Genomic DNA, 15908 nt, shown 5'->3' on the forward strand with positions numbered 1-15908 from the left:
CGGCATGGAAGAGCTCAGAGTTGGGATCATAGGCGCGGGCACAAATACGCGACTTCGCCACATACCAGGTTTTCAAGCGATTGAAGGCGTTCGTGTCGATGTCGTTTGCAACCGAAGCGAAGCGTCTTCGCGTTCGGCGGCGGAGGCATTTGATATTCCTCGAATCGCGGAACGTTGGGAGGATGTGGTAGCGGATCCCGAGATCGACGCGATTTGTATCGGTACCTGGCCTTACTTGCACTCGGAAATCTCGATTGCTGCTTTGAAGGCAGGGAAGCACGTGCTCACGGAAGCTCGTATGGCGATGAATACGGCTCAAGGTGAGGCAATGGTTGAGGCGTCTTTGGATAATTCCGAGTTAGTGGCTCAGATCGTTCCTTCGCCGTTCACTTTGAAATGGGACGCAACCATCCGGAAAATCTTGGAATCGGGGGAGCTGGGGGATTTGAGAGAGGTGAGCTTCTCGAAGGCGTTGGGCCTGAATGTCGACTCGGAGGCTCCGTTGAATTGGCGACAGAATCGGGCGTTGAGCGGCAACAATACTCTGATGCTCGGGATTTATTACGAAGTGGTGCAGCGTTGGCTTGGGATCGAGCCTGACCGGTTGCTTGCGAGCGGGGCTGTATTCACCAAGGAACGACACGATGCGGAAACTGATGAGCAGTCTGAGGTCGAGATTCCGGAAACGATCGATGTGATTGCGGAATACGAGAGCGGACTTCGCTTGAACTGTCGTATGACTGGCCTCGAGTTGGGGAAGGGGAGCGACTACTACGTGTTGGCGGGCAGTAAGGGAACGCTTCGTTTGGATTTGAATGAAGGGCGTTTGACGAAAACGTTGCTGGGTGGCGAAGAGGAGTTGATCGAACCTGAGGAGGAGGATACCGCGGATTGGAATGTGGAGGCGGACTTTGTAGCGAGTATTCGCGAGCAGGCTCCGATCAGGCTAACCAATTTCGAAGATGGACTCGCCTACATGCGTTTCACCGACGCGGCGATCAAGTCGCTCGCGGAAGATTCCGCTTGGGTGAGTTTGTAGGCTCGGCCTCTAACCTTGAAAGGGGGCGTGAAGACGCTCCCTATTCTTTATCTTTATCTTCGGTGAGTTCCGGAATGAGGTAGGGGTTGTCGACGTCTTCGACTTGGCCCATGTTTTCGGGGGTCGCGTTGAAGTCGAAGCGGATTATGTCGACGGTGCTGCTACTCAGCGACGGATTTTTGAGCACGATAGAGAGTCGTATCTCTTCCATTATCTTTTTCTGGCGGCGGGCGAAAGTGAGGTCGTCGATGGGGCCGTAGAGATAAGTGAGCAGCTCGTGTTTGTAGCGAACGTACCAGCCTTCGTCGGAGAGGCCGTAGAGCGTGACGTCGATTCCCGGGTAGGTCTCGTTGAATTTCTGTTTGGAGAATCGGGCGCCGTCTACGATGGCTTCGACGGGAAACACGATTACTTTTTCTTGCTGGGCGTGGAGGACGCTACCGCAGATCAGGCTGAATGCGAAGAGGAGGATTTTTTTCATTCGAAATTGCGGAGCGACTACAGATTTGACGGAACCGCCACGTCGTCGATGGTGCCCTTGCCGCGCTTGCTGCCAGCGGAACCGCCGATGTCTTCCGGCATCGCTTGTCCATCGCCTTCGCTATTTTGCTCGCCCTGATTTTGCTGGCCGGGGCCGTTCTTGCGCTTGTTGTTATTTTGGGCAGTTTGGCTGGAAGAACCATCTTCGCCGCCTTGTTCGCCTCCCTGTTGTTGAGATTCTCCGTTGGGATCTATCTGGGCGGTTTCGTCTCCTATGGCGTGCTCAGGTGGAGGAGGCGGAAGCTGTTGAGAGATTGATTGGGATCCTTGTTGGCCCATCTGGCCTTGTTGTCCCTGTTGCCCTTGCTGCCCTTGCTGCCCTTGTTGCCCTTGCTGACCTTGTTGCCCCTGCTGGCCTTGTTGGCCCTGCATCTGCCCCTGTTGACCTTGTTGTCCCTGCTGGCCTTGTTGTCCTTGCATCTGGCCTTGCTGACCTTGTTGTCCGGACTGGCTTTGACTTTGTTGTCCCTGCGGCATCTGGCCCTGCTGACCTTGTTGCCCGCCTTGGCTTTGCGAGGAAGGCATGGGGAAGGGGCTTTTTTGTCCGCCTCCGCTTTGTCCGCCGCTACCGCCGCCGAAGATCGGCGGGATACCTCCGCTGGATCCGCCGGCAGCTTGGGCGATCGCTCCGGCTGCTCCGGGCAGGTTGATGCCGTTTCCGTTGATTCCAGGGATGTTGGTCTGGATGTCTATTGGCGGGAGTTGCGATTCGTTTACGACCTGGATTTGCCCGCCCAGCGGAGTCGAGTTTGTCTGGACATTGGCTCCACCTGAACTTGCTCCGTTTTGACCTGCGTCGTAGATGGTGGGGTCAGGATCGAAGTTTCCCCAAGCAGCGGTGACCATGCCCAAGCCTAGCGCGACGGAGAGTAGTTCGAGTCGACGGTGAGTTTTGTGCGTGTTGGCCATAGTGCTGGGGGTTGGCGAGGTTTAGGTGGGGTCGCTTAGAAGTCGTTTTTCACGGAGGCTGAGACCGTGATAGGCTCTTGGGCCATGCCGGCCCTTATCTGTAGACCGAAGCGGACGTCCTGATATCCCTTTTTTCTTCCAATAATGAAGTATTTCCCGGGGAGAAGGTTGACTTGGGTGGTATCGAATTTCTCGGGTTTGCGCATGGAGGGTCCTTGGATGCTCACCCAGGTGCTTCCGTCTGAAATGATGGTAACCGCGACGGGCTGGCTTTGAAGCTGGAGAAATTTCCGGAGGCGTTCGCCCTCTTCGGTGAGCTCGAGGTATTCCGGCTTGGACTTCATGGCTTGGTCGAAGGTACGGATCGCTGTCTGGAACTCGGTGCGTTGGGCCTCGCCCTTAGCAACCTCGAGCAGGGTCTGGTAGCGAAGAATGCTGCGAATCATGCGTCCGGTGCGAAGCAGTCCATCTTTCGCTTCCTGGAGATCTGGCTCCATGTTGACGAGGTCTTGATAGAGGTCTCGGGCGCTTTCCCAATCGTAGACGCGCTCGAAATCGTAGGCTTGGGTGATGCGGGTGACGATGTCGTTCTGGCGCTTTTCGGAGCGAGCCCGATCGATGGCTGATTCGATATCGGTGCGTTCCGGGAAAATGGAGAGAGCCGCTTGGTAGTTGCTGATGGCGTCCTCGAAGCGCGACTCTGCGATGGCTGTTTGAGCTGCGGAGTAGGCGGCCGCGAAGTCGCGCTCGGCTATCTTTCGCTTGAGTCGAGAGACGCCGGACTGAGCCTTGGCGGATCCGGAATCGATGGATGCAGCTTCTTGGAAATGGCTGAGGGCTTTTTCGAAATCTCCGTTTTCTTCGCTGTGTTTAGCGGCTTGCAGGGAGGCGAAAACCTTGTCGGCGACGCGGGAGCGCTCGAGCTGCTTGAGAGCTTCCTCGTTGGCTGGGTCCAGCTCGAGGACTTTGGTGAACGCTTCTACGGCCTCCTGGCTTTTGCCTTGAGCGATGAAGCGGTTTCCTTGAGAGGCGTTGGATCGGATGTAGCCTTGGATGGATTGCTCGACTTCGTCGAGATTCGCTTTGGCTTCTTCCAGTCGTTGAAGGGCAGGTGTGAAGCTGCCGGCATCGAGGAAGTTTTTACCTTCCGAGGCGGCCCCGAACGCGGCTTCGAATTTTTCCTCGTTGAGATGCTTGCCGATTTCGAGCTCGCTGGAGCGGACGAGGAAGGAATCGTAGAGCCCGCGGGCTCTTTGCTTGTTTTCCACTTCCGTGGTGAAATCTTCGATCAAGCCTTCGACTACGTTGTATTGAGCGATGGCTCGTGCGAAGCGTGAGTCGGTCATGAGATCGTCGGCGTCGATCTTCTCCTTCTCTATGTTGATGAGCTTCTGGCGAAGGACTTCGTTGCCGGTGATCGGCATCTGGCGGGCGGCCTCGAGCTTGCGGTCTACGGCATCTTTCACGCCTTGGGCTCTAGAGACGCTTTCGAAGGCCCGGCGCGGGTCGGCTTGGGCGATTTCGTTCTCCGCGAGTTCGGCGACGTCGTTGCTGGGCGGCGTGTAGAAGAAGAGGAAGTAGGTGATGAGCCCGATGCCAGCGATGACGATCGTGGCGATCGCTCCGCCTAGGTAGGCTTTAACGACGGGTTTCGAGTTTGCGTTGAGGTCGTCCTCTTCGGGGTTCCAGTGGATGACTTTGTGTTTTTTTGGCGTTTGCCGTGAGGGATCTTGAAGATCTGCCATAGTCTACTCTCCTTTGGTGAGGTCGCGTCGCGCGGGTGTCAGGTTGTTTTGGGTTAAAATGTCGAGAAATCGATCTCTGCACACACTATGCCAAGAGTGGCTGCAAGTGAAGCGTGGTTGTAGGAAATTACGAAAAGCTTAAGGTTCCGGATTCATCTAAGTCGCTGGGAGTGGGGGCTATCCCTAGCATTTGCAGGCATTTATAAGGTTGGGCGTGGGCAGGTCGAACGTATTTGAAGACTACGTGAGTCTGGGGATATCTATTGCAAATCTGAGGGTTTGAGGCGAGTGTCTTTGAAACCGAAATTGAATCTACGACGTAATCGTTCTTCGCGTAGCGTAGATTACACCGAACAGCCAATGAAGACTTCATATTTAATCGCCCCATTACTTGCCGCCTCGATTCTGTTCTCTTCTTGTAGCACCACTCCGGTTACCGGTCGCAAGCAGTTGAACATGACTTCGGATAGCGAGGTCGCTAAGATGTCGATCGCAGCCTTCGAGCAAATGAAGCAGCAGATGCCGATCTCGAGCCATGCGACTTACAATGACATGCTGCAAAACGTGGGATTCCGAATCTCGCAGCAGGTGTTTGCGGATATGCCGCTCGCGGAGTGGGAGTTTGTCGTCTTTGACCAGCCGGAGGTGAACGCGTTCGCGATGCCTGGAGGTAAGGTCGGGGTTTTCATGGGATTGTTTAAGATCGTGAAGACGGAGGACGAGCTGGCTTCGGTGGTCGCTCACGAAATCGCCCACGTGACGGCGCGGCATACGCACGAACGAATATCCCAGCAGATGGTGTTGGGGGCAGGAAGTACTTTGATCGGAATCGCGGCCGCGGTGAGCGGCACGGCGGCTCTGGGTAACGGAACGTATATCAACGCGGCTCCGACGATCATGGGTCTTTACGGAATCGGCGCGGGACAAGCGGCGGCGAGTTGGGACCAAGGCAAAGAGGCCGAAGCGGATCATATCGGTATCATGTACATGGCCCGTGCCGGCTACGACCCTAATGCGTCGATCACTGTGATGGAGCGTATGGTCGAACTCGAAGGTCCGATGGGCGGAAACAACTACAATTCGACTCACCCGTCTTCCATGGATCGTCTCAATGCCTTGCACAGCTACTTGGATGATGCGATTGCCGAGTACGAGAAATCGAAGGACATGTTCTTCTAGGGCTGGATCCGACGGTCTTTCTGTTTCGATCTTGTGAACGGAGGGTGACGCGCTGGTTAATTAGCGTGTTTAGGGCGGCGGCGCCCTTGACTCGAAGGGGTGTTCGTGAGATTTGTTTTTGAGCGGTTCTTAGCGATCCGCCTTCGAATCCAAACGAGTAAAATGCCCACCAGCGCCAGCGAACGTAGACGACGTGTCCAGGATTTTATCCCACCGTCTCCAACTTCTGCATACAAGGTAAGAATTGCGCAAAGCGATTCTGACGTGTCTGCCGCCCAGCGGCTGCGATACGGTGTATTCAACGTGGAGCTCGGTGAGGGGTTGAGCGAGTCGGAGGCGACTGGCAAGGATGCGGACCCGTTCGACGTGGTTTGCGACCATTTGCTCATCGAGCATGTTACCACGGGAGCGATTATCGGGACGTATCGTTTGCAAACGGGGGATTCGGCCGCGGCGAACATCGGTTACTATAGCGAGCAGGAATTTGATTTCTCACCTTTCGAGGCTATTCGTTCCGAAACGATCGAGCTGGGACGCGCGTGCATCGCGAAGGAGCATCGGAATATGGTGGTGCTCGGTTTGCTTTGGAAGGGGATCGCTCAGTATGCGAAGCTCTGCGAGGCACGTTATTTGATTGGTTGCAGCTCGATCACTTCGACTGATCCGCTGGTCGGGCAGGCGGCCTACTGTAAGCTAACTCGCTATCTGGCGGAGCAGCGTTTTCTGACGAAGGCCACCGAACGCTTTGACTGTAGTGTTGGGGCGGGACGGGAGCAGGAGATTATCGAGCTCTCGCGGTCGGTGGATATTCCGCGTTTGATGCGGGCGTACTTGACCTTAGGAGCTCGGATCTGCGGAGAGCCGGCGCTTGATCGAGATTTCAAGACGATCGATTTTCTTACCTTGCTGGATTTGAGGGCGCTGGGTCCTCGAGCGATGGCTAAGTTTCTTGGGTAATCTTGATTGGTTCGAGTTCGGGGCTTGTCATCGTCCGACGGCTAGATTTTGAAACAGGGCGTGAATGCGTTCGTGAAGAGATTACGCCAAGCCTGGCGGCTATTGGGTGTCGTAGGCGTATTCATAATCGCAGGACTCGACTATCTTTTCTGTGTCAGGCGGAAACCGTCTCGGCAAGATCGCGCGGCTTGGTTGAAGCGAAACGCGAAGCGAATGTGTCGAGTGCTCGGGTTCGATGTTTCCGTGCAAGGGGAGATTCCCGACGGGGGATTTTTGGCTCCGAACCATTTGGGGTATATGGATATCGTGGTACTTGCATCGGTTACTCCGCAGGTCTTTCTTTCGAAGCTGGAGGTTGATGGCTGGCCGGTGGTCGGTTGGTACTGTCGTATGGCGGGGACGCTCTACATCGACCGCAAGCGTCGCAGCGACGTGGCGACTAAGGAGAAGGGGTTCGCGGAAGTGATGGATGTTGGACTGAATATGACCTTTTTTCTGGAGGGGACTTCTACGGACGGTAGGGCTGTTCTGCCGTTTCGGGCGTCGTTGCTACAACCGTTGGTGTCCAATGGCTGGCCGATCACTCCTGCGTATTTGAATTATGAATGCGAAGAGGGCGATCCTGCTCTGGATGTTTGCTGGTGGGGCGATATGGGCTTCGGAGAGCACCTGTTGCGTATGGCGAAAGTGAAGCGTGTTAAGACGAAAATCGTCTTTGGCTCTCAGAGAGAGCCCGGTAGCGATCGTAAGGTCCTAGCTAGAGAACTGTACGAGGACGTGCTAGAACTGGCTGGGCAAGACTCCTAGTTCGCGAACGTGTCTTCGCGGTAGGCGTTTAAGTCCTGTGTTCCCGAATACAGGTGCTTTATGTAGCTATTTCGTTCGTGCCAAATAACCTCGAGATCCCAAAGGCAGAAGGAGTATTTTGAGGTGTCTTCGATCCAGCTTCCGTTTTCGAAGACTGATACGGAGTTGAATAGTTCGTTGTCGTTCCCCCACCAGCAAACGACGAGGTAGCGCAAGGATGCTCCTTCGTGAAAAATCGCGAATCCTGGCGTTTGAGCCCATGGGATTGGCTTGGCGTTTTTGATTTCACCGAGTCGTTCCAGGTAGTCGGAAGGGACGACGGGTGCTCCGGTGGCTGAAATGGTGTAGAGTTTAAGGTAGTCTGGATCTTCGGTCGACGGGAGGGGAATCGTTTTGCGTGACGAAAACATGATGGGCGTTGGCTATTCGGTTGGAAGAATCATGAGTTCGATATTGCGAAAGTCGATGGGGTGACTTTCGCCTTGAAGGGCGATGTATCCACTTTCCAAAGGCGTGCCTTCAGGGAGGGGAAAATTGTCGGGGCGATGGTTTGTGCCTCCGATTTGTGGATTCGTGTAGCTGAGTACGATTTCGCCGTTGATCTTATGGTGGACTAGCTCGTTGCCGCGGACTTCGATTTCTACAGCTAGCCATTCGTCGCGGAGTGGCGCTGGATGTTTCGTGTATGTCATGTGGTTTTTGCGAAGCTCTCCATCGAGCAAGGTGACGTGCGTGCCGGGGCTGGCGATGTTCATTGTGGTGCGATCGCATTCCTCGCGGTTGTGGCAAGCGAGAAACTGGGCTTCTACGCTAACCGGAAACTCTTGGTCGACTTCCATGCTTTCCGCGGATTGGGAATGGAACATTACGCCGCTATTGAGTTCGGTGAAGTGTTTCCCGCCTGGGACGCGTTCGCTGTGCAAACGGTATTCGAGGCGGAGTCGAAAGTGAGAGAGCTTCTCTTCGTAGAAGACGTGAGTGTACTGGTTTGAGAAGGTTTCGAACTCGCTGTAGTCCATGCGAAGCAGGCCGTCTTCGACTCGGACGATGTTCTTGTAGTTTTCGCCTGCTGGCGCTCCGCACGTTTTTACGGTCCATCCCTGAAGGTCTTTTCCGTTGAAGATAGATTTCCAGGTGGGTTGCTTATCGCTGCAGCTCGCGAGCAGCAGGAGTATTGGAAACAGGAATACAGAGCGTAGAAGTTGTGTGGGGATGCTATTCGTGGAAATTGTGTTCATGGGAGATCCGAAAGGTTGAGGTTGGGAGGACAAGGAGACGCTGTTGATCTGTCGGGCGGAGTCAATTGCCGGAGGGAGCTGGATCAGTTAAGCGTATCGAGCGCGTGAGATCGTGTTTGACGATTCTTGGCGGGAAGGCTCATGTCTTGCCTCATGAGCACTCCGAGCGAGAAGAATTTCGACGACTATAAAAGAGCAGAGCGGAAAGCGGTGGAAATTGTGGCTGAGATGAAGTCGGTTTCCGCTAAGAAGACCGATATCGAGCTCGCTCTCTTGGTGGCTCTTTTCGAGTTGCACAAGCGGGAGCTGGCTCCGGGGCATATCGCGAAAATTGTGCAAGGACACCTCAACGAGCTGGTGCCTTTCTACTCGCGGGGGCCGGAGTCGAACTAGGTACTGGGCGGGCGCTCGGGCTATTGAGCGTCTTTCTTTTTTTTGAAGGCAAAGCGTCTGAGCAAGGCGATGCCTACTGCGAGACCGACAGCTATCGGAGCGACTGAGATAAGGCTGGGCCAGAACCAGCTGTTGAAGGTATCGAAGACGAAGTTCCAGTTTGTGCCGTTTTCTCCCCTGAAAATGCCAGCGGGATCTTCCTTCCATTCGTAGAATGTTACCCAGATCGAGAGGATCAAGCAAATGAGGACGGAGGCGACGAGTGCCCGGATGATGAGTTTAACGAGGGGCGATTTCACTGGTTTGTTTCGAGAGGTCTAGACGCTGCCCATTCGGTCGAGCGAGCGAAATTGGATGGCTTCCATCAAGTGAGGCATTTCGATTTCTGGCGAAGAGGCGAGATCGGCGATGGTTCGACTGACTTTCAAGATGCGATCGTAGGCGCGGGCGGAGAGGGAGAGCCTCTCCATCGCTTGCTGGAGCAGATCGCCTAGATCGGGGGCTATGGCGCAGTGGTCCTGGATCTGCTTGTGGCCCATGTCGGCGTTGGCGTTGAAGGGGGTATTTGAAAAACGATTACGTTGCACGGCTCGAGCCGCTTCAACGCGTTGGCGGATGCTTGAGGAAGGCTCGCCGGGGTTGGCTGTTCGGAGTTGGGAGATGGAGAGGGCGGGAGCTTCGACGTGCAGGTCGATTCGGTCGAGAAGCGGCCCGCTGATGCGTTGGCGATACTTTTGCACCTGATGAGGCGAGCAGCCACATTCCTTTTGTTGGGATCCGAGATATCCGCAAGGGCAGGGGTTCATGGCTGCGACGAGCATGAAGTTGCAGGGGAGCGTGACTTTGCCGGCGGATCGGGAGATGGTGACTTGGCCGTCTTCGAGCGGTTGTCGCATGACCTCCAAGGCGGAGCGTTTGTACTCAGGTAATTCGTCAAGAAAAAGCACTCCGTGATGGGCGAGCGAAATCTCGCCGGGACCCGGAATGCTGCCGCCACCGAGCAGGCCGACGTCCGAGATTGTGTGGTGGGGGGCTCGAAAGGGCCGGTGTTTTTTGAGCGGGCTATCGCGGGTGATGCTCGCTGCCGATTCGATCTGCAGGATCTCCAGATATTCGTCGAGAGAGGGATCGGGCATGATGCCAGGAATGCGTTTTGCGATCATGGACTTTCCCGAACCCGGCGGCCCGATCATGAGGAGATTATGATTTCCTGCTACGGCGATCTCGATGGCTCGTCGGACTCCGGCTTGGCCTTTGACTTCAGAGAAATCGATCTCGTGGCCCGTTCCGTTGGAGTCGAATATGGTTTTTCCGGAGAGGTTGGGCAGCTCGAGGGTGCCTTCGATGAAGCGTTTGGCCTGGTTGAGGGATTCGGCGGCGTAAACCTCGATGCCGTCGACGAGGGAGGCTTCGCGGGCGGAGGCGAGGGGGAGGATGACTCCGCGCTTTTGTGAGGCTCGGGCTTGGAGGGCGAAGGCGAGCCCCCCGCGAATGGGGCGAGTGGCTCCGGAGAGCGAGAGTTCGCCTCCGATGAGGTAGTCGCGGAGTCGTTGTTCGCCGGAGAGCTGGTTGGTGGCGGCGAGAATGCCGAGGGCGATCGGCAGGTCGTACATGGGGCCTTCCTTGCGGAGGTCGCCCGGGGCGAGGTTGATGGTGGTGCGGGTTTGCGGCTTTCGGTAGCCGGAGTTGGCGAGGGCGGAGAAAACGCGGTCGTCGGACTCTTTGACGGCGGCGTCCGGCAAACCTACCATGATGAGGCGAGGATCTCCGCTTTCGCCGGAGTTGACTTCGACGAGTACGGGCACGGCCTGGATTCCTTGCAGAGCCGCGCTAGAGACGATGGCTAGCATATTGAGATGGAGGGATAAGGAGTTGGGTAACAGGAGCTAAGGAGTGTGCTGGCTCAGGTGGGGCGTGGGCAAGCGTTTTGTTTGGTGAAGGAGATGGTGGCTTGTTTTTGTGTTTGTCTGGAGGCGCGGTTGGGCTAGGGAGTTGGTGTATGAGAATTGGGCTCACGGGTGGTATTGGTTGCGGGAAGTCTATGGTTGCGAAGCTGTTGGCTGAGCGCGGGCTTTCGACGATCGATGCGGATCGGATCGTGCATGACCTTTTGGCGGAGGATGAGGCGACGATTGCCGAGGTGATTTCGAGGTTTGGAGAGGGAGTGCGAGGCGCCGAAGGAGGCATTGATCGGGCCGAGTTGGGGAAAATCGTTTTTGGGGATTCGGAGGGCTTGAAGGCCTTGGAGGTTATCTTGCATCCGCGTGTGCGGAAGACTTGGGAGAAGGCTTCGGATTCCGGTGGCGTTTGGGTGATCGAAATCCCGTTGCTCTTCGAAAAAAACCTTCAGAAAAACGTTGATCTTACGATATGCGTGTTCTCTGATCCGCACACGCAGGTCGAGCGCCTCGAGCAGAGAGGAATGAATCGAACTCAGGCTCTGGCCCGCATGGAAAGGCAGATGCCGGTGTCCCAGAAAGCTGAGCTTGCGGACATCGTTTTGCTCAATGACGGCAGCCTCGAATTCCTAACTGAACAGGTCGATCGCCTGGTATCGAAAATCAAAACCCTCCACACCCAATAAGAGCTCAATTTTTTTAGAACGCGCGACCGCTGTGGTTGGCGTTCAGGGAACGCGATTTCCCGCTATTTCTAGGATCATTTCACTATGTCTAGCGACTCAGAACTAAATCCCGACGACGGTTTGCCGCTCGATTACGGGTTCGACGATCTCCCGCGTAAAGCGGCCAAGAAAGCGGCGAAAAAGGCCGCCAAGAAAGCTGCGAAGAAGGCGACCAAGAAAGTTGCCAAAAAGGCTGCTAAGAAGGCTGCCAAGAAGGCGGCTAAAAAGGTTGCGAAGCCAGCGGAGCCGGCAGAGGCGGAAAAGCCTGCTCCAGCGAAAGAGGAAGCGTCTGTAAAGGAGGACGCTCCCGCACCCAAGAAGGAGACGGCGGATAACGAGTTTCGTCCGACGGACTTCAAGGGACGTGGCTCTCACTCCGATGGCCAGGATACCGTGGAGGTCGTGCCTGACGTGAAGGAGGAGAAGGTTGAGCGCAAGAAAGTTGTGGCGGAATCTTCAGAGTCAGAAGAGAAGAAAGACGCATCCGAAAAGCCGGAGCCCAAGCATGATCGAAATGATCGCGGGCATCGCAACGACCGCCAGCAAAAGGGGGGCAAGTTCAACAAGAACAAGCAACAGGGCGGCCGCCAAGGGAATCAACAGCACGGCGGCAAGCAGCATGGAAAGCCGCACGGCAAGCAGCAGAAGGGCAAGAAGGGCGGCAAGCAGCAAGGCGGTTGGCGCCAGCCGCCACCTCCATCCGAGCGCGACCACATCGAAGGCGAACTTCCTGCGGTAGCTCGTTTCCCCAACAAGGAAGCCTGCGAGGAGCTCCTTAAGGAGCTCGACGTGGCGGAACCGATCGATCTCACTTCTCTCTACGAGCTTAAGGTGGAGCCGATGGCGGATGCTGTCCGTACCCTGGGAGCAGAGCTCGAGCCGAAGTGCAGCCGCAAGCAGGTGATCGAAGCCCTTTACAAGTTTGCTCGTGAAGGGAAGAAGATTTTTAAGGATACTGGATTTTTGGATACGAGCGACGATGGACATGGCTATGTCGTCCACGCGGTCAGCAATTATCAGCTGAAGCCTGAGAGCGTGTACGTTCCGGCGTCTTTGATTCGTGAATACGGGTTGCAGCGCGGTCATGAGATCGAGGTCGTAGCGATTGCTCCGGAAGAGGGGGAACGTTGCCCAGCGGCGGTTCAGATCTTGTCAGTTATGGGCGGCGCTCCGGAGGAGATCGCGAAGGTCACTCCGTTTGAGGATTTGATCCCTTACTATCCGACCAAGCGACTGGTGCTCGAGCGTCCGGACCCGACGAACAACAAGAAGGACGTATCCATGCGTGCATTCGATTTGTTGACACCGATTGGCTTTGGTCAGCGTGGATTGATCGTAGCTCCGCCTCGTACAGGTAAGACGATTTTGCTGCAAGGATTGGCGAATTCGGTGCAGGAGAACTGGCCGGATGCGCACCTCATCGTGCTCTTGATCGATGAGCGACCGGAAGAAGTGACCGATTTCAAGCGTCGTGTTAAGGGCGAGGTCGTTAGTTCAACGTTTGACGAGACCCCGACGAGCCACGTGCATTGCGCGGAGATGGTTTGCGAGAAGGCCCGCCGCATGGTGGAGCAGGGCAAGGATGTTGTAATCCTGCTCGACTCGATTACCCGTCTCGCTCGCGCTTACAACGCATTGGCGAGCAACAGCGGCAAGATTATGTCGGGCGGTATAGAGGCGACGGCCTTGCAAAAGCCCAAGCGTTTCTTCGGTTCTGCCCGAAACATCGAGGACGGCGGCACGCTGACCATCATGGGTACTGCCTTGGTGGATACTGGCAGCAAGATGGACGAGGTGATTTTCGAGGAATTTAAGGGAACCGGTAACATGGAGATCCACCTTGATCGCGAGCTTATCAACAAGCGTATCTTCCCAGCGATCCACTTCGAGCGTAGCGGTACGCGAAAGGAGGAGTTGCTCTATCACCCGCAAGAGATGGAGAAGGTTTACGGCTTGCGTCGCGTGATGCAGGGCGTACCGGGAGTCGAGTCTATGGAGATGTTGGTCAAGCGCCTGAAGGTGACGAACAACAACATCGAGTTCCTGATGTCGCTCAAGTAGCGTTTGCAGTCTAATTTGAGACTAAGCCGCTTTCCTTATGGGGGCGGCTTTTTTTGTGTTTAGAACGAGTAAAAGATCGTTCAACAGGCTGGAGATGAGTGATTTGGGCTGGTGTTGAGTTTGGGTATATTTTGTATGCAATGTTATTTGATGTATGAATAATCACTTAAGGATAACCATTGCTTATTTGGTGTTCGGGGCGTTGTGGATTTTCTTTTCGGATAGCCTGCTGCACTTGATGACCTCGGATCCGGAGTTGCTGCGAAGCATCCAAACGGCGAAGGGCTGGTCCTATGTCTGTTTGTCTGGCGGGCTGATTTTTGTCCTGACGAAGCGTGCGTTCTGGCTCGAGCAGCAACGGGAAAAAGAGAAGCGGGAGGCGGTCGTGAATACAGTGAGGGTGGCTCATGACATTTTGGGCAACTACTTGAATCAGATGACGCTTGTGACGCTTGAGGCTGAAGAATGCGTGGAGTTTGACCGGGAGCTTGTGACCTTGGCCAAGCGAATTACGAAAGAGGCGGGGGGCGAGTTGAGAAAGCTGGGAGAGATCGATAGCGAGGTGCCGGAAAAGGTGGCCATATAGGGATATTGTGCGCTAGCAAAGAATCTGCATGGCAGATTCTACCCTGATCCTTCAAGTTGTCGAATCGCGTGGTCTCGTCTCCAACGAGCAACTACGTGTCGTTCGAGAGTCCTTGCCCAAGGCTGGCGACGAGGAGATCTTGGAGGCTCTTTATTCAAAAGGGTACGCTGACCGGAAGAGTGTGGTTCGCGAGTTAGCCAAAGAGTTTGCTATCGATTCGATCGACCTCTCGGAGGCTCCATGGCCAGACGATGCCCGCTCGCTTCTGCCAGAAGCGCTTGCTCGCCGTTTTCAAGTGTTTCCGCTGTCAGTTGGGAGGGATCGAATTCGAGTCGCCGTATCCGATCCGCTCCAAGAACTGGATACGCTTTCGCATTTGCTCGGTAAGCAGGTAGAGCCGGTGCTTGCGGCGGAAGAGGACTTGGAGATCGCTATCGACGCCTCTTATTTGGATTCGCATGAAACGGCTTCCGCTCGTTTGAGCAAGGAGGAGCGAAAGCTTGCGGACGAGGTGCAGGTGGCGGAAAGCGGGGTCGAAATTTCTGCCAACATGATGGGGGAGGACGATGCTCCGATCATTCGTCTGGTGCAGGTGATCATTTCGGATGCGGTGCGTCTTCGCGCCTCCGACATTCACTTCGAGCCGCTTGAGACGCGTTTTCGGGTGCGTTTTCGGATAGATGGCCAGCTGCAAGAGCTGCCGAATCCGCCTCCGCGTCGGCTACAGCTTCCGGTTATCTCCCGTATCAAGGTGATGGGAAAGATGAGTATCGCGGAAAAGCGTTTGCCGCAGGATGGCCGGATCCAGGTGAAAGTGGAAGGCACTGAGTACGATCTTCGCGTCTCGACGCTGCCGACTGCGTACGGGGAGAGCATCGTGATGCGTGTGCTCGACAAGTCAGGGCTCATGTTGGGGTTGCCGGAGCTCGGGTTCTTGCCAGATGACCAGGAGTCCTACGAGCGGATGATTGCCATGCCAGACGGCATGTTGCTCGTTACGGGACCAACGGGATCGGGTAAAACGACGACGCTTTACAGCTGTCTGCACCATTTGAACAAGCCCGACCGAAAGATTATCACGGTCGAGGACCCGATCGAGTACCAGATGCCGGGCATCAATCAGGTGCCGGTTAAGAAGGAGATCGGCATGAGCTTTTCGGCCGCTTTGAAGGCGATCCTGCGTCAGGCTCCGAATATCATCATGATCGGGGAGATCCGGGATTTGGAGACGGCGGAGATCGCGATCAACGCTTCTCTGACTGGGCATATGGTTTTCAGTACGCTGCACACCAACGATGCTCCCTCGGCGGTTACGCGTTTGGTTGATATCGGCGTAAAGCCCTATCTGGTAGCGACTTCCCTGAGGGCGGCCCTAGCTCAACGTCTTGTGCGCAAGATATGCCCGAGCTGTCAGGAACGCTATGAGCCTACGATTCGGGAAATGCATGCGATCGGTCTCGATCCGGAGGCAGCCCGAGCGGCGACGTTTATGCGTGGGCGCGGTTGTGACGAGTGCCACGAACAAGGTTTCCGCGGACGATTTGGGGTTTTTGAAATTTTCAAAGTAGATGAGGAGGTCGAACGGCTCATCTACTCGAACGGCACGGCGGCCCAACTGCGTTCGCTCTCCAGGCAGCTCGGCATGCGGTCGATGCGGGAGGATGGCGTTCGCAAGGTCATGTCTGGCATGACGACGGTGGAAGAGGTGCTTTCGGTGACGGTTGACGAGCCCGTCTTTGGCTAGAACCGGATTCCGCAAGCGAGCAAAACCAGCCCTCACTCTAGCGTGTGAGAGGGGACGTTTGCGCAGTTTCATGTCGAACGTTCGACA

16 protein-coding genes are annotated in these 15908 nt (G+C 55.6%); 9 read left to right on the forward strand and 7 right to left on the reverse strand.

Features of this window, described 5'->3' with window-relative positions:
* The first annotated feature begins 4 nt into the window (after nucleotides 1-4).
* The gene (locus tag JIN87_RS21885; RefSeq protein ID WP_200357762.1) at nucleotides 5-1039 is read left to right on the forward strand and encodes a Gfo/Idh/MocA family protein; all 1035 of its coding nucleotides are present in this window, start codon (nucleotides 5-7) and stop codon (nucleotides 1037-1039) included.
* Nucleotides 1040-1079: 40 nt separating this feature from the next.
* Here the strand turns inward: JIN87_RS21885 and JIN87_RS21890 are convergent, their stop codons facing one another.
* The 3 genes from JIN87_RS21890 to JIN87_RS21900 are packed head-to-tail and all read right to left on the reverse strand — an operon-like array spanning nucleotide 1080 to nucleotide 4233.
* Nucleotides 1080-1520, reverse strand: coding sequence for a hypothetical protein (locus JIN87_RS21890; protein ID WP_200357763.1), 441 nt, complete (start codon nucleotides 1518-1520; stop codon nucleotides 1080-1082).
* 17 nt (nucleotides 1521-1537) lie between these two features.
* Nucleotides 1538-2488, reverse strand: coding sequence for a hypothetical protein (locus JIN87_RS21895; protein WP_200357764.1), 951 nt, complete (start codon nucleotides 2486-2488; stop codon nucleotides 1538-1540).
* A 35-nt stretch (nucleotides 2489-2523) separates the two neighbouring features.
* Nucleotides 2524-4233 (reverse strand): hypothetical protein, encoded by a 1710-nt coding sequence (locus tag JIN87_RS21900; protein WP_200357765.1) that lies wholly within the window; start codon nucleotides 4231-4233, stop codon nucleotides 2524-2526.
* 360 nt (nucleotides 4234-4593) lie between these two features.
* Here JIN87_RS21900 and JIN87_RS21905 point away from each other — a divergent pair, with 360 nt between their 5' ends.
* From JIN87_RS21905 to JIN87_RS21915, 3 genes are all read left to right on the forward strand, one after another.
* Complete coding sequence (locus JIN87_RS21905; RefSeq protein WP_200357766.1) at nucleotides 4594-5412, forward strand: M48 family metallopeptidase; 819 nt, start codon at nucleotides 4594-4596, stop codon at nucleotides 5410-5412.
* A gap of 162 nt (nucleotides 5413-5574) precedes the next feature.
* Entirely contained in the window at nucleotides 5575-6369 is a 795-nt protein-coding gene (locus JIN87_RS21910) for a GNAT family N-acetyltransferase (protein WP_200357767.1), read from the forward strand.
* A 72-nt stretch (nucleotides 6370-6441) separates the two neighbouring features.
* Nucleotides 6442-7176, forward strand: coding sequence for a lysophospholipid acyltransferase family protein (locus JIN87_RS21915; RefSeq protein WP_200357768.1), 735 nt, complete (start codon nucleotides 6442-6444; stop codon nucleotides 7174-7176).
* Here the strand turns inward: JIN87_RS21915 and JIN87_RS21920 are convergent.
* Both JIN87_RS21920 and JIN87_RS21925 read right to left on the reverse strand, forming a co-directional pair.
* A complete protein-coding gene (locus JIN87_RS21920) occupies nucleotides 7173-7586 on the reverse strand; it encodes a hypothetical protein (protein WP_200357769.1) in 414 nt (137 codons plus the stop codon). The genes JIN87_RS21915 and JIN87_RS21920 overlap by 4 nt on opposite strands.
* 12 nt (nucleotides 7587-7598) lie before the next feature.
* Nucleotides 7599-8414, reverse strand: coding sequence for a 3-keto-disaccharide hydrolase (locus JIN87_RS21925; protein ID WP_200357770.1), 816 nt, complete (start codon nucleotides 8412-8414; stop codon nucleotides 7599-7601).
* 153 nt (nucleotides 8415-8567) lie between these two features.
* Between JIN87_RS21925 and JIN87_RS21930 the strand changes: the two genes are divergently transcribed.
* Nucleotides 8568-8807: a hypothetical protein gene (locus tag JIN87_RS21930; protein ID WP_200357771.1), complete on the forward strand. Its 240-nt coding sequence runs from the start codon at nucleotides 8568-8570 to the stop codon at nucleotides 8805-8807.
* A 20-nt stretch (nucleotides 8808-8827) separates the two neighbouring features.
* On the opposite strand, the gene JIN87_RS21935 is transcribed toward JIN87_RS21930, so the two are convergent.
* On the reverse strand, nucleotides 8828-9106 hold the full coding sequence (locus tag JIN87_RS21935; protein ID WP_200357772.1) for a hypothetical protein: 279 nt from the start codon (nucleotides 9104-9106) through the stop codon (nucleotides 8828-8830).
* Nucleotides 9107-9124: 18 nt separating this feature from the next.
* Entirely contained in the window at nucleotides 9125-10657 is a 1533-nt protein-coding gene (locus JIN87_RS21940) for a YifB family Mg chelatase-like AAA ATPase (protein WP_200357773.1), read from the reverse strand.
* Between the two features lie 149 nt (nucleotides 10658-10806).
* On the opposite strand from JIN87_RS21940, the gene coaE reads away from it, so the two are divergent.
* The 4 genes from coaE to JIN87_RS21960 all read left to right on the forward strand — a co-directional run bounded on the left by coaE (nucleotide 10807) and on the right by JIN87_RS21960 (nucleotide 15821).
* On the forward strand, nucleotides 10807-11391 hold the full coding sequence (gene coaE, locus JIN87_RS21945; RefSeq protein ID WP_200357774.1) for a dephospho-CoA kinase: 585 nt from the start codon (nucleotides 10807-10809) through the stop codon (nucleotides 11389-11391).
* Nucleotides 11392-11475: 84 nt separating this feature from the next.
* The gene (gene rho / locus JIN87_RS28955; RefSeq protein WP_200357775.1) at nucleotides 11476-13491 is read left to right on the forward strand and encodes a transcription termination factor Rho; all 2016 of its coding nucleotides are present in this window, start codon (nucleotides 11476-11478) and stop codon (nucleotides 13489-13491) included.
* 154 nt (nucleotides 13492-13645) lie between these two features.
* Nucleotides 13646-14077 (forward strand): hypothetical protein, encoded by a 432-nt coding sequence (locus tag JIN87_RS21955; protein ID WP_200357776.1) that lies wholly within the window; start codon nucleotides 13646-13648, stop codon nucleotides 14075-14077.
* Between the two features lie 28 nt (nucleotides 14078-14105).
* Nucleotides 14106-15821: a GspE/PulE family protein gene (locus JIN87_RS21960; RefSeq protein ID WP_200357777.1), complete on the forward strand. Its 1716-nt coding sequence runs from the start codon at nucleotides 14106-14108 to the stop codon at nucleotides 15819-15821.
* Nucleotides 15822-15908 lie beyond the last annotated feature (87 nt).

The sequence above is a fragment of the Pelagicoccus mobilis genome, from assembly GCF_016595505.1.
GTDB lineage: Bacteria > Verrucomicrobiota > Verrucomicrobiia > Opitutales > Opitutaceae > Pelagicoccus > Pelagicoccus mobilis.